This window comes from Sphingobium sp. CECT 9361 (assembly GCF_918741285.1).
Lineage (GTDB): Bacteria > Pseudomonadota > Alphaproteobacteria > Sphingomonadales > Sphingomonadaceae > Sphingobium.
Genome location: NZ_CAKKNC010000018.1, coordinates 58,320 through 71,099 on the forward strand (window position 1 = coordinate 58,320; position 12,780 = coordinate 71,099).

The following is a 12,780-nucleotide window of genomic DNA, read 5'->3' on the forward strand; positions in this document are numbered from 1 at the left end:
CCGTTTACTATATTGATCCGGACGGTACGGCTTCGTGCTGTGCCTTTTGTTATGGGGATCAATATGACGAAGAACAAGCAGCCCGTTCGTGGCTTCTGGGACTGGGCTTTCGGCGGTGGAAGCTGGAAGTAAAACTCGTTAATTCCTAATGGACCAAAGGAAAGCCCCGATTTTCGGGGCTTTTCTATGCCTTGCGGTGTTTGCATGCGGGTGATGCAGTCTTCTGAAACGCACGGCAGTATGTGCGAAAATGCATCTACTGGGCGAGATCCGAAATGCATTCGGAGCACTCACGGCATCGGTATGTGATTCGGTTAACAGCGAATCACCATGAATCAGGCCGCCACTTTTCGCCTTTCCGCCAGCTCGTCGTTAAGCATTTCCGCAAGCAAGAACGCTAATTCGAGGCTCTGCGCAGCGTTCAGGCGAGGATCGCAATGCGTGTGATACCGATCTGCCAGACCCTCGTCCGTGATCGCGATGGCGCCTCCGGTGCATTCCGTAACATTCTGCCCCGTCATTTCCGCATGGATGCCGCCGCCGAAGCTGCCTTCGGCACGATGCACTGCAAAGAAGCCGCGGACTTCGGCCAGGATGCGTTCGAATGGGCGCGTTTTGTAGCCATTGGCGGCCTTCACGACATTGCCGTGCATCGGGTCGCAGGACCAAATGACCGGATGCCCCTCCCGCATCACTGCGCGGACGAGCTTGGGCAGACCCGCTTCGATCTTGTCATGGCCATAGCGCGTGATGAGCGTCATCCGCCCAGCTTCGCGACCAGGGTTCAGGACATCCAGCATCCGCAGCAACGCGTCCGGCTCAAGGCTGGGGCCGCATTTCATGCCGATGGGATTGCCGATTCCGCGCAGATATTCGACATGCGCGGACCCTTCGAACCGAGTGCGATCCCCGATCCAGAGCATATGCGCGCTGGTGTCGTACCAGTCACCCGTCAGCGAATCCTGGCGCGTGAGTGCCTGCTCATAGGGCAGCAGCAGTGCTTCGTGGCTGGTGTAGAAGCTGGTCCCGCCAAGCTGCGGCACAGTTTCGGGGCTAAGCCCGCACGCTTTCATGAAGTCGAGCGCTTCGCCGATCCGGTCGGCCATTTCGCTGAACTTCTTCGCCCACGGACTGCGGCCCATGAAATCGAGCATCCAGCCATGGACGCGGTCAAGGCTGGCGTAACCGCCGGTCGAGAAGGCGCGCAGCAGGTTCAGCGTCGCTGCCGATTGATTATAAGCACGCACCATCCGCGCAGGATCGGGCTCACGACCGTCCGCGGTGAAGGCGATGTCGTTGACGTTGTCGCCGCGATAGCTGGGCAGTTCCACGCCGCCAATGACTTCGGTATCCGAAGAGCGCGGCTTTGCGAACTGGCCCGCCATACGGCCGACCTTCACAACGGGCAGCTTCGACGCGAACGTCATCACCACGGCCATCTGCAGCAGTACGCGGAAGGTGTCGCGGATGTTGTTCGGGTGGAACTCAGCAAAGCTCTCGGCGCAATCGCCGCCTTGCAGCAGGAATGCGTCGCCGGCGCCGACCTTGGCAAGCTCAGCCTTCAGGCTGCGTGCTTCTCCGGCAAAGACCAGCGGCGGATAGGTGCCAAGCTGTGCTTCCGCGGCAGCCAAGGCTGCCGTATCGCGATAGGTCGGCATCTGCCGCCCTTCCTGGGTCCGCCAACTGTCCGGCGTCCACTTCGCTGCCACTATCATGCTCCTGTCGTCACCGGCCCGAAATCAGGCCGGAAAATTGGATGGCTCCTATGCGCGCCCATCTCCGCTAAGGCAAGCCTGCGCTGCCTTTAGTTACCGCAAGGAGGGCTTTGGCGAAACACTATTGCGTGAGATAGTGTGATCGACGCTCTCGCTTAGTTAAGGTCCAGCTTCCATTCCCAGCCGAGCGGATCGCCGTCCATCACCTCCACGCCACGTGAGGCCAGGCTATCGCGGATCGCGTCGGACGTAGCGAAATCCTTGTTTGCGCGGGCGGCTTTTCGACGGTCGAGTTCGGCTTCGATCTCTGTCTCCGTGATGGTTGCGTCGTTGGGCCGAATGCGCAGATCGGCACGGGTGAGGGTGAGGAGGTTGAGGCCAAGGACAGAGTCAATCTGCGCCAATACATCTAAGCGATCTGACGGTCGGATGTCCGATCGACCGAGCACGATATCAACATAAGCAAGAACGTTGCTCGTATTAAGATCATTGGAGATTTCAGCATCGAAGGTGTTGAGGAATGCCGCCGATTGGGCAGAATTACCGTCTGGCTTTTTTTCAGCAAGGTTGCGCAGCGAATTAACCGCCATCAGCATGCGCTTCAGCCGCGTCAGCGCCGTCCCCAAGATCTCACCGCTGAACTCCAGTTCGCTGCGATAATGCGCGCTGAGGCACAAAAGCCGATACGCCAGCGGATGCACGCCGCGGTCGATGAGAGAGAAAAGTGTGGTGAAACCGCCCTTGCTCTTTGACATCTTGCCCGCGCGGTCGACGAGGAAGTTGTTGTGCATCCACCAGCGCGCGCCGGTGAAGCCTGCAACTGCCGGGGTGATGCTTTCGTCGCCGCCGCAGCAGGCATGGAACGCCTGATTTTGGGCGATTTCATTGGGGTGATGGATTTCGCGATGGTCGATGCCGCCTGTGTGGATGTCAAAGGGGTGGCCCAGCGTGTCGTGGCTCATGACCGAGCATTCCAGATGCCAGCCCGGCGCGCCTTTGCCCCAGGGGGAATCCCACTCCATCTGCCGCTGTTCGCCCGGTGGTGATTTGCGCCAGATCGCGAAGTCGGACGGGTGGCGCTTGCCTTCCACCGGGTCGATGCGGGCGTTGGCGGCGTCGTCGCGACCGCCCGCCAGCGCGCCATAATCAGGCACAGTGGTCGAGTCGAAATAGAGGCCGGTCGGGAGTTCGTAGCAATGCTGCGGCGCGATCCGCTCTGCAAAGGCGATCATCTGCGGCACATAATCGGTGGCGACAGTCCACCGACTTGGCTCCAGTATGTTGAGATCGGCGATGTTCTGCTTGAACGCCTGCGTATAGTGGGCCGCAATGTCCCAGATGCTCTTGGCCTGCGTGCGGGCGGCCGCCTCCATCTTGTCGTCGCCTGCGTCGGCGTCGCTGGTCAGGTGGCCGACATCGGTGATGTTGATGACATGGGTAACGTCATAGCCTTTCCACGCCAGCGTACGGCGGAGCGTGTCGGTGAACACATAGGCGCGCAGATTGCCAAGGTGGGCGTAGTTGTAGACCGTCGGCCCGCAGCTATAGACGCGCGCGGTGCCCGGCACGATCGGCTCGAACGTCTCGACAGATCGCGAGAGGCTGTTGAAGAGGCGCAATGGGGCTGTGGGCGGAGCAGTGTCGGTCATGGCGATGCCATGCTGCGGTTGGCAGGAGAGGTCAACTTTTTGGTGTAGCTAGAGCTGGGTCGGGGCTCCTTTAAAAAGGGATTATCCCGCCGGCGTCTGGTTGTTACCCAGTATCTGCGCAATACGCTTTGCATATTCCTCCATCGTCGCAATGACTTTGGCGCCGCTTACGGCGCGAGGATGAGGGTCGATCGCGCATAGCGTTCCAAAGAAGCTGCCATCGGGGAGAAAGATCGGAAAGGATGCGTAGCTTTTGAAGCCGTACATAATGGGGGTATGGTGCGTTTGCCATTGAATGTCCGCGTCCACATGGTCGATGACGACCCGCTGGCCGGATTGGCGAATGTCGTTGCAGATGGTGGTTTGTATTTCGAGTTCGTCGCCGGGTTGAAGCCCAAACGCGATTTTGTCTAGGAGTTGACATGCTATCCAGCGGGTGTCGGTCACACGAGCCACCGCCGCGAAACCCATATCCGTCATTCGGCAAATATCTTCGAGGATCGCTCTGATTTCGTCGTTATCGCCTTGCGCGACCGCGTCCTCTGCCAGATGATCCTTCATTCAACGGTTCCCCTATCCGCCTATGCAACGGGGAATATTGGAAGGCAACGGAGATTTGGCCTTAACGTGCCATTGACGTCGAAATGCCAATTTCCAGCACCTGTATCGCGTCTGTTTTCCCACTGAAATCAAGCAGGTCACCTTCGCCTGCTTCCATCATAGCGCGGGCGAGGGGGGCGGAGTAGGCTATGCGGTCCTCGGTGGGATCGGCTTCGTCGTCGCCGACGATGTCGAGCGTCCGTTCCTTGCCGTTCAAGCGGAAGCGGACGCGGGAGCCGAAGGCGATGCTGTCGGCAAGAGGCATCGGGGCCAGTTGTGCGGTGGCCTGACGGGCGCGCCAGTAGCGGGCTTCGCGCAGCACTTTCTTGCGTGCCTCTTCGTCGGCCGCGTGGGGGAGGGCGGCTTCGATTTCCGTCACCTTCGCTTCGATCAGCGCGAGGCCGCGCGGGGTCACCAGATTGGGGCCGGGCGGGATGGGCAGTTCGAATTTGGGTTCGAGATGTTCCTCGTCACTCTCGCGACGGAAGGCGACGCTCATGGTCTAATCCTCATCGAACAGGCCCGCCAGTTGCTCGACCATTGTGCCGCCAAGTTGCTCGGCGTCCATGATCGTCACGGCGCGCTTGTAATAGCGGGTTACGTCGTGGCCGATGCCGATGGCGACGAGCTGCACGGGCGAGCGGTTTTCGATCCAGTCGATCACTTGCCGCAAATGCCGTTCCAGATAGGTGCCGCTGTTGACCGACAGAGTGGAATCGTCGACCGGCGCACCATCCGATATCACCATCAGGATGCGACGATCCTCATGCCGGGCAAGCAGCCGACTGTGCGCCCAGAGCAACGCCTCGCCGTCGATATTTTCCTTCAGCAGACCTTCGCGCATCATCAGGCCGAGATTCTTGCGCGCGCGGCGCCAGGGGTCATCGGCTTTCTTGTAGATGATGTGGCGCAGATCGTTCAGGCGTCCGGGGAGCGGGGGGCGTCCGGCGGCGAGCCAGTCCTCGCGGCTCTGCCCGCCTTTCCACGCGCGGGTCGTGAAGCCGAGAATCTCGGTCTTCACACCGCAGCGTTCGAGCGTGCGGGCCATGATGTCGGCGCTGATCGCCGCGATACTGATCGGGCGACCGCGCATGGAGCCGCTATTGTCGATTAGCAGCGTGACGACGGTGTCACGAAATTCGGTATCGCGCTCGATCTTGTAACTGAGCGAATGGGTGGGATCGATGACGATGCGGGCGAGGCGCGCGGCGTCCAGCATCCCTTCTTCCTGATCGAAGTCCCAGCTGCGCGATTGTTGCGCCATCAAGCGGCGTTGCAGCCGGTTGGCGAGTTTCGTGACAGCACCCTGCAGCGAGGTCAGTTGCTGATCAAGAAACCCGCGCAGGCGGATGAGTTCATCCTCGTCGCACAGATCCTCCGCGCCGCAGGTTTCGTCATGGCGGGTGGTGTAGGTCTTGTAGTCGAAGCCGGGCGGCAGATCGGACATCGGGCGGTTGGGGCGGACGGGCATCATGCCCTCCTCGCCCATGTCATCCGCGCCGCTTTCGCTGTCGCTTTCGAATTCGTCGCTGTAATCGGGTTCGCCGTCTTCGCTTTCGCCGCCCTTTTCGTCGGAGCGTGCTTCGGTCTGGGCGTCGCTGTCCCCGGCGTCCTCCTCGCCTTCGTCGCCGTCTTCCTGATCCTGCTCCTGATCTTCGCCTTCATCCTGCGCGTCATCGTCGCTGGAGTCAGGGGGAGCGTCGCTTTCGATCAGTTCGAGATGTTCGAGAAGCGCGGTGGTCAGCTTCTGGAAAGATTGCTGATCGTCGAGTGCGAGGCCGAGGGCATCAAGATCCGGACCTGCCTTGTCCTCGATCCAATTGCGTACGAAATCGAGACCGGCCTCGGTGCTGCGCGGTGCGGCCTGTCCGGTCAGGCGTTCCCGCACCATAAGCGCGACCGCAGTGCTGAGCGGGACTTCGTCGCGGCCCTTGGCGCGGACGATGGGATCCGATTTGAGGCGCATGGTAAGCGCTTCATTGAGATTGGCGCGGACACCCGCCATCTGCCGCGAACCGATGGCTTCGATCCGGGCCTGCTCGACAGCGTCGTAGACGGCGCGGGCGACGGCGTCTCCGGGCGCGGATGCAGCGTGCAGCTTGGGGTTGTGATGGCGCAGGCGCAGCGCGTTGGCATCGGCAAACCCGCGGGCGAGCGCAACCTGATCGGCGGGCAGGGCGCGGGCCGGGGACGGCACCTTGATCTGCTTACCCACGACATGCGGCGCATCGGCGGTGAAGGATACCTCCAGCTCCGGATCGCGCGCCATCGCCCGCGCTGCACCGGACAGCACGGCTTTGAAGGAATCGAGGGGGGAGCGTTCGGTCATGGTGGTAAGAGTCTATGCCTTCCCCACAACGCTCTCCGGCAGATCCTTGCCGAACACGCGCTGATAATATTCTGCCACCAGGCTGCGTTCCGCTTCGTCGCATTTGTTGAGGAAGGACAGACGGAAAGCGAAGCCGACATTCTTGAAGATGAGCGCGTTCTGCGCCCAGCTTATCACGGTGCGCGGCGACATGACGGTGGAGATATCGCCATTGATGAAGCCCTGCCGCGTCAGTTCGGCAACCTTGATCATGTTCTCGACTTCCTTGCGGCCGCCGTCGTGATCGTACTCACCCGACTTGGCGAGGACGATCTGCGCTTCGGTCGCGGCGGGCAGATAGTTTAAGGTCACGACTATGTTCCAGCGGTCCATCTGGCCCTGGTTGATCTGCTGCGTGCCGTGATAAAGGCCGGTCGTGTCGCCAAGGCCGACGGTGTTGGACGTCGCGAACAGGCGGAACCAGGGCGAGGGGCGGATCACGCGGTTCTGATCGAGCAGGGTCATCTTGCCGTCGGTTTCCAGCACGCGCTGGATGACGAACATGACGTCAGGGCGGCCGGCGTCATATTCGTCGAACACCAATGCCACCGGGCGTTGCAGCGCCCAGGGGAGCAGGCCTTCCTTGAATTCGGTAACCTGCTGGCCGTCCTTCAGCACGATGGCATCGCGCCCGACCAAGTCGATACGGCTGATATGCGCGTCGAGGTTGATGCGGATGCAGGGCCAGTTGAGGCGCGCGGCGATTTGTTCGATGTGAGTCGACTTACCGGTGCCGTGATAGCCCTGAACCATCACGCGGCGGTTGTGGGCGAATCCGGCCAGAATCGCGAGCGTGGTGTCCGGGTCGAACACATAGGCGGGATCGGTATCCGGCACGCGCTCATCGGCTTCGGAAAAGGCCGGGATCATCATGTCGACATCCACGCCGAAGATTTCGCGCGCGCTGACTTCGCGGTCCGGCCGCTCCAATATCGTCTCGCTGCGGTTGTCGGGCTGAGTGTTGGGTATGTCGGTCATGGTCTGCCTGTCGGTCGAATGATGGCCCGAAGGCCGTGGGGGCTGCGCGCGAACGCCGTAAATGAATCAGGTAAAGGCCGGAGCCTTTCGCAAGTGCGTATAGGCGGAAATGACCTCCTGCAACGCTTTCTCGTGGCTGCGGTCCCCCCCATTATGGTCAGGATGGAATCGTCGCGCGAGTTCTGTATAACGCTGGCGAAGCGCTTTTCGGTCCGCGTCCGGGGTAAGCCCGAGTATCTTTAGTGCGCTGCGGTCGTCGGTAGAGAGCGGCTTTCCGTCTGCGCGAGCCTTCGCTTCCTTCATCCGTTCACGGAATTTTGCGCCGATGGCGTCGAGCGGGTCGTGGAAATCCTGCCATTTGGGGGGAGGCGTCGCGCCATTGGCGGCAAAGGCGCGGGTTTCGCGTTCCCACCCGGAAAAGGGGCGCTGCGCTGCTTCGATCTCGTCCGGCGACATGCCGGTGAAGAAATTGTAGCCGGAATTGAATTCCCGCACATGGTCGAGACAGAGCCAGCGCCAGCGCGGTCCCTCGGCATGGGATGCCGGACCTTCGGGGGGAGGCGCGCGAAATTCGCCGGCCTCGGTGCAGCCTTCTATCGCGCAGGGGCGTCCATCGTTTTCAACTCGTCCGTGGAAACGGTTGTGGCGGCGCGAAGAAAAAGGGTCGGAAGCCAAGATCAGTCCAGATGCAAACAGCGGTGATCCGACTATATAGGGTCGATGACCGAAGAATCGAAAGGCCCAGTGGCCACAGAAATCGAGGTGCGCCTGCGCGCTGCCCTGAACCCGCAACAGCTTGTCGTGACGAACGACAGTGCAAAACATAGCGGCCATATGGGGGACGACGGATCGGGCGAGAGCCATTTCACCGTTGAAATCGTCGCCGAGGCCTTTGTGGGACAGGGCCGGGTCGCACGGCAGCGGCTGGTGAATATGGCGCTGTCGGACCTGATGCTGGGGAAAATTCATGCGCTAGCGATAAAGGCGAAAGCACCGGGGGAATGACGATGCCCGACGACCTCATTATCCAGACGATTGCGCCGACCACGCATAATCTGGGCGACTTCAAGGTGTATCGAAGCCTGCCCGCCAAGGAACGGACAATGGTGGGGCCGTTCATCTTTTTCGATCAGGCGGGACCAGCGAAGTTCGGTCCGGGCGAAGGCATTGACGTGCGCCCGCACCCGCACATCAACCTCGCGACCGTAACCTATATGTACGAAGGCGCGTTCCAGCATCGCGACTCGCTGGGGTCGAACCAGTTGATCGAACCGGGCGCGATCAATCTGATGACGGCAGGAAAGGGCATCGTGCATTCCGAGCGGTCGCCAGACGACGAACGCGCGCGCGCGTCCAAGCTGTCGGCTATCCAGACATGGATAGCGCTCCCCGATGCGCTGGAGGAAATGGACCCGGCGTTCGAGCATGTGCCGGAAGATGCGTTGCCGGTGCTGGATTATGGCGGCGCACATGCACGTGTCATCATGGGGGCGCTCTGGGGGCAGCAGGCACCGGTCACGACCTATGCACAGACAATCTATGCCGACATCATGCTCCGTCCGGGCGGGGCGATCCCCATCGAGCCGGAAGCGGACGAGCGGGCAATCTATGTCTCGGGTGGCGACGCGGCGCTGGATGGCGTGCCGTTAAAGGCCCAGACGTTGTATGTGTTGCGGCCCGGAACGCGGGCCACACTTTACAGCGTGGACGGCGGGCGGGTGATGCTGTGCGGAGGAGAAGCGTTTAAGACGCCGCGCCATGTGTGGTGGAATTTCGTTTCGTCCCGGCAGGATCGACTGATGCAGGCGCGCGAAGATTGGGACGCGATGCGCTTTCCATTGATACCGGGGGACGATCAGGAGTTTATTCCGATCCCGCAGGGGCGGCCCAAGACGGTGAGTTATCCCTGATCCAAAGCGGGCGTTCACACTCATCGAAAATCCCTCGCCCCGCGCGGCTTGCCCAATGCCGCGCCCGCAAGTAAAGCGCGCGGCATGAGCCAGCCGCTGATCATTGCCATCCCCAAGGGCCGCATCCTCGAAGAGGCGTTGCCCTTATTGTCGCGTGTCGGGATCGAGCCGGAGGCGGACTTCCATAATGGCAAGAGCCGGGCGCTGCGCTTTGCGACCAATCAGCCCAACGTCTCGATCATCCGGGTACGGGCGTTCGATGTGGCGACGTTCGTGGCGCATGGCGCGGCACAGATCGGGATCGTCGGGTCGGATGTCGTTGAGGAGTTCGATTACTCCGAACTCTATGCGCCGGTCGACCTGAACATCGGGCATTGCCGATTGTCGGTAGCAGAGCCTGCCGGGCTGGTGGCGGAGAACGAAGCGGCGTTGAGCCATGTGCGCGTCGCGACTAAATATCCCTATCTGACGCGCAAGCATTATGAAGCGCAGGGCATTCAGGCGGAATGCGTGAAGCTGAACGGTGCGATGGAGCTGGCGCCGTCGCTGGGGCTGTCGCGACGGATCGTCGATCTGGTATCGTCGGGAGATACCCTGCGCGCCAACGGTCTGGTCGAAACGAGCATCATCATGCAGATTTCGGCGCGACTGATCGTCAACCGTGCGGCGTTCAAAATGCGGTCGGGCGAACTGGTGCCGATGGTCGAAGCCTTCCGCCGTGCCGTCGAGGTGCGCGATGCCGCTTAGGCTCGATGCCACTGCGCCGGATTTCGCTAACGCCTTTACAGCGCTCGTAAATGCGCGTCGGGAAGCGGACGAGGATGTATCGCGCGACGTCGCTGCGATATTGAAGCGTGTCCGCGCCGAGGGCGATGTTGCGCTGGCTGACTATACGCAGCGGTTCGACCGGCACGATCTGGAAACCAGCGGCTGGGCTATACCCGCGGCGGAGCGCAAGGCCGCGCTGGCGGGCATTTCCACTACGTTGCGCGATGCGCTGGAACTCGCGGCGGACCGGATCACGACCTATCATGCCAAGCAGAAACCGCAGGATAGCGACGGCATCGACAGCGCGGGCGTGCGGCTTGGCGCGCGGTGGCGGCCTGTGGATGCGGCGGGATTGTATGTGCCGGGCGGGCGGGCAGCCTATCCCAGTTCGCTGCTGATGAATGTCATTCCGGCCAAGGTTGCCGGGGTGGAGCGGATCGCGATGGTTACGCCGACGCCCGATGGTATCATCAACCCGATGGTGCTGGCCGCAGCCGAAATCGCCGGGATCGGTGAAATCTGGCGCGTGGGCGGAGCGCAGGCGATTGCGGCCTTGGCCTATGGCACAGAACGCATCGCGCCGGTGGACGTGATCGTCGGCCCCGGCAATGCGTGGGTCGCCGAAGCCAAGCGCCAGCTTTACGGCGTGGTCGGCATCGATATGGTGGCGGGACCGTCGGAAATCGTGGTGGTGGCCGATAGCAAGAACGATCCCGAATGGATCGCTGCCGATCTGCTCAGCCAGTCCGAACATGACCCCACGAGCCAGTCGATCCTGCTGACTGACGATGCGGCCTTTGCCGATGCCGTTGCTGCGGCGGTGGAGCGGCAGATACCGGAATTGTCGACGGCTGCGGTAGCGCGGACGAGCTGGGACGCCAATGGGGCGATCATCCTGCTGCCCGATATTGTCGCGTGCATTCCGCTGGTCAACGCATTGGCCGCGGAGCATCTGGAACTGGCCGTGGACGATCCCGACGCGCTGTTTGCGCAGGTGCGCCATGCCGGGTCGGTATTTCTGGGCCGCATGACGCCCGAAGCGGTGGGCGATTATGTCGCGGGACCGAACCATGTGCTGCCGACCGGACGGCGCGCGCGATTCTCCTCGGGGCTTTCGGTGCTGGATTTCATGAAGCGTACAAGCTTTCTGGCGCTGGATCAGGCGTCCATCGCAGCGATCGGCCCGGCGGCAGTTGCGCTGGCGGAAGCGGAAGGCTTGCCGGCGCACGCATCTTCGGTGGCGCGGCGATTGCAATTCTGACTGGGAAGGGAGTAGGGGGACGCGATGAACGATCGTGCCCAATCCCGCTCCGCTGCCCGGCTTGCCGCCGTGCAAGCGCTCTATCAGCTCGACATGGAGCCAAAGCCGCTGCACCTGTTGCTGCATGAATTCCACGAACATCGCCTCGGCGCGACGATCGAGGATGTGGAATATGCCGACGCGGAAACCACATTTTTCGACGATATCGTGACCGGTGTGGATGCCCGCAGCGACGAAATCGACCGGCTGATTTCCAGCAAGCTGTCGAGCGGATGGAGCCTCGAACGGCTCGATAAGCCGATGCGTCAAATCTTGCGCGCAGGCACTTATGAACTGCTGGCACGCGCCGATGTCGGCACCGGCACCGTCATCAGTGAATATGTCGATGTCGCCCATGCCTTCTATGACAAGCGAGAGTCGGGTTTCGTCAACGGCCTGCTGGATGCCGTCGCCAAGGTTGCGCGTCCCTGACGGACGAAACGGCCTTCATCGGCCTATTGCGCGGGCTGGCGACCGATCCGGCTGCGCGCGGGCTGTTGGACGATGCGGCTGTGCTGGATATCGGCGGCACGCAGCTTGTCCTGACCAGCGATACGCTGGTGGAGGGCGTGCATTATCTGCCGGACGATCCGCCTGACACCATCGGGTGGAAGCTGGCGGCGGTGAACCTGTCCGATCTGGCGGCCAAGGGTGCCAAGCCTATCGCCTGCCTGATGAACTATGCGTTGTCGGGTGACGACGGCTGGGACAGCGCGTTTCTGTCGGGATTGCGCGCGGCGCTGGAGCAGTTCGCAATGCCTTTGGTTGGGGGCGATACGGTGGCGATGCCACGCGGATCGGCGCGCAGCTTTACGCTGACCGCTATCGGGAGCGCGACCGCTACCCCTGTGCCATCGCGCACTGGCGCGCGGGCAGGGGATGTCCTCTATGTAACCGGGCCGGTGGGCGATAGCGGGGCGGGGTTGGCGCTGCTGCGATCCGGGCAATCGTCGCCCATCGCTTTGATCGATGCCTATCGCCGTCCGCAACCGCGCGTGGCCGAGGGGAAGGCGCTGGCTCCCTATGTTACGGCGATGATGGACATATCCGATGGGCTGCTGATCGATGCGCAACGGATGGCTGTGGCCAGCGGGATCGGCGTGACCGTCGATTATATCTCGGTGTCGGACGCCTTCCTTGCCCTTCGCGGTCGTGCCGCGCAGATCGAGGCGGCGACCAGCGGGGACGATTATGAATTGCTGTTCGCCGCACCGGAAGGGGCTGTGTTGCCTGTTCCAGCAATTGCGGTGGGGCGGTTCGATACCGGCGACGGCATGCGGTTGGTTCTTGATGGCCAGACCGTGCCTCTGCCCAAACATATTGGTTATCAGCACAAAGGTTCGACCTAAGCACCATATTTGCGCGCTTGACCTAGCGCGGCAGGGCGATACTCTCCGCCGACGAATTGCTTGCCGATCAGGATATGCGCCATGTCTACGCGCCGCCGATTGCCAGCCCTGACCCAGCGACCGGATGCTGTATCCCCGGCCTG

The 12,780-nt window shown here is 61.8% G+C and carries 13 protein-coding genes; 6 read left to right on the forward strand and 7 right to left on the reverse strand.

Annotated features, from left to right (window positions below; genetic code table 11):
- Positions 1-335: 335 nt before the first annotated feature.
- From LQ220_RS19555 to LQ220_RS19585, 7 genes are all read right to left on the reverse strand, one after another.
- On the reverse strand, positions 336-1,709 hold the full coding sequence (locus tag LQ220_RS19555; RefSeq protein WP_230189820.1) for a class II 3-deoxy-7-phosphoheptulonate synthase: 1,374 nt from the start codon (positions 1,707-1,709) through the stop codon (positions 336-338).
- A 161-nt stretch (positions 1,710-1,870) separates the two neighbouring features.
- A complete protein-coding gene (gene cysS / locus LQ220_RS19560) occupies positions 1,871-3,364 on the reverse strand; it encodes a cysteine--tRNA ligase (protein WP_230189821.1) in 1,494 nt (497 codons plus the stop codon).
- Positions 3,365-3,445: 81 nt separating this feature from the next.
- Positions 3,446-3,925, reverse strand: a complete 480-nt coding sequence (locus LQ220_RS19565) for a GAF domain-containing protein (RefSeq protein WP_230189822.1) — start codon at positions 3,923-3,925, stop codon at positions 3,446-3,448.
- A 61-nt stretch (positions 3,926-3,986) separates the two neighbouring features.
- Positions 3,987-4,463 (reverse strand): GreA/GreB family elongation factor, encoded by a 477-nt coding sequence (locus LQ220_RS19570; RefSeq protein WP_230189823.1) that lies wholly within the window; start codon positions 4,461-4,463, stop codon positions 3,987-3,989.
- Between the two features lie 3 nt (positions 4,464-4,466).
- Positions 4,467-6,293 carry a cobaltochelatase subunit CobT gene (cobT, locus tag LQ220_RS19575; RefSeq protein WP_230189824.1) on the reverse strand — a complete coding sequence of 609 codons (1,827 nt, stop codon included), beginning with the start codon at positions 6,291-6,293 and terminating at the stop codon, positions 4,467-4,469.
- Positions 6,294-6,305: 12 nt separating this feature from the next.
- A complete protein-coding gene (gene cobS / locus LQ220_RS19580) occupies positions 6,306-7,310 on the reverse strand; it encodes a cobaltochelatase subunit CobS (protein WP_230189825.1) in 1,005 nt (334 codons plus the stop codon).
- Between the two features lie 66 nt (positions 7,311-7,376).
- Positions 7,377-7,985, reverse strand: a complete 609-nt coding sequence (locus LQ220_RS19585) for a J domain-containing protein (protein ID WP_230189826.1) — start codon at positions 7,983-7,985, stop codon at positions 7,377-7,379.
- A 45-nt stretch (positions 7,986-8,030) separates the two neighbouring features.
- Here LQ220_RS19585 and LQ220_RS19590 point away from each other — a divergent pair, with 45 nt between their 5' ends.
- From LQ220_RS19590 to thiL, 6 genes are all read left to right on the forward strand, one after another.
- Entirely contained in the window at positions 8,031-8,315 is a 285-nt protein-coding gene (locus tag LQ220_RS19590) for a BolA family protein (RefSeq protein ID WP_230189827.1), read from the forward strand.
- Positions 8,312-9,220: a pirin family protein gene (locus LQ220_RS19595; protein ID WP_230189828.1), complete on the forward strand. Its 909-nt coding sequence runs from the start codon at positions 8,312-8,314 to the stop codon at positions 9,218-9,220. Before LQ220_RS19590 ends, LQ220_RS19595 begins: the two co-directional genes overlap by 4 nt.
- 84 nt (positions 9,221-9,304) lie before the next feature.
- Positions 9,305-9,967 (forward strand): ATP phosphoribosyltransferase, encoded by a 663-nt coding sequence (gene hisG / locus LQ220_RS19600; RefSeq protein WP_230189829.1) that lies wholly within the window; start codon positions 9,305-9,307, stop codon positions 9,965-9,967.
- Positions 9,957-11,249: a histidinol dehydrogenase gene (gene hisD, locus LQ220_RS19605; protein WP_230189830.1), complete on the forward strand. Its 1,293-nt coding sequence runs from the start codon at positions 9,957-9,959 to the stop codon at positions 11,247-11,249. The genes hisG and hisD overlap by 11 nt, the downstream gene beginning before the upstream one ends.
- Before the next feature lie 24 nt (positions 11,250-11,273).
- Positions 11,274-11,720, forward strand: coding sequence for a transcription antitermination factor NusB (gene nusB, locus LQ220_RS19610; protein ID WP_230189831.1), 447 nt, complete (start codon positions 11,274-11,276; stop codon positions 11,718-11,720).
- Positions 11,717-12,637: a thiamine-phosphate kinase gene (thiL, locus tag LQ220_RS19615; protein WP_230189855.1), complete on the forward strand. Its 921-nt coding sequence runs from the start codon at positions 11,717-11,719 to the stop codon at positions 12,635-12,637. The genes nusB and thiL overlap by 4 nt, the downstream gene beginning before the upstream one ends.
- Positions 12,638-12,780: the final 143 nt, after the last annotated feature.

Excerpts from the sequence above, each read along its gene's own strand:
- cysS (WP_230189821.1), bottom strand. The coding sequence starts at position 3,364 with ATGACCGACACTGCTCCGCCCACAGCCCCATTGCGCCTCTTCAACAGC.
- LQ220_RS19565 (WP_230189822.1), bottom strand. The coding sequence starts at position 3,925 with ATGAAGGATCATCTGGCAGAGGACGCGGTCGCGCAAGGCGATAACGAC.
- LQ220_RS19570 (WP_230189823.1), bottom strand. The coding sequence starts at position 4,463 with ATGAGCGTCGCCTTCCGTCGCGAGAGTGACGAGGAACATCTCGAACCC.
- cobT (WP_230189824.1), bottom strand. The coding sequence starts at position 6,293 with ATGACCGAACGCTCCCCCCTCGATTCCTTCAAAGCCGTGCTGTCCGGT.
- cobS (WP_230189825.1), bottom strand. The coding sequence starts at position 7,310 with ATGACCGACATACCCAACACTCAGCCCGACAACCGCAGCGAGACGATA.
- LQ220_RS19590 (WP_230189827.1), top strand. The coding sequence starts at position 8,031 with ATGACCGAAGAATCGAAAGGCCCAGTGGCCACAGAAATCGAGGTGCGC.
- LQ220_RS19595 (WP_230189828.1), top strand. The coding sequence starts at position 8,312 with ATGACGATGCCCGACGACCTCATTATCCAGACGATTGCGCCGACCACG.
- hisG (WP_230189829.1), top strand. The coding sequence starts at position 9,305 with ATGAGCCAGCCGCTGATCATTGCCATCCCCAAGGGCCGCATCCTCGAA.
- hisD (WP_230189830.1), top strand. The coding sequence starts at position 9,957 with ATGCCGCTTAGGCTCGATGCCACTGCGCCGGATTTCGCTAACGCCTTT.
- nusB (WP_230189831.1), top strand. The coding sequence starts at position 11,274 with ATGAACGATCGTGCCCAATCCCGCTCCGCTGCCCGGCTTGCCGCCGTG.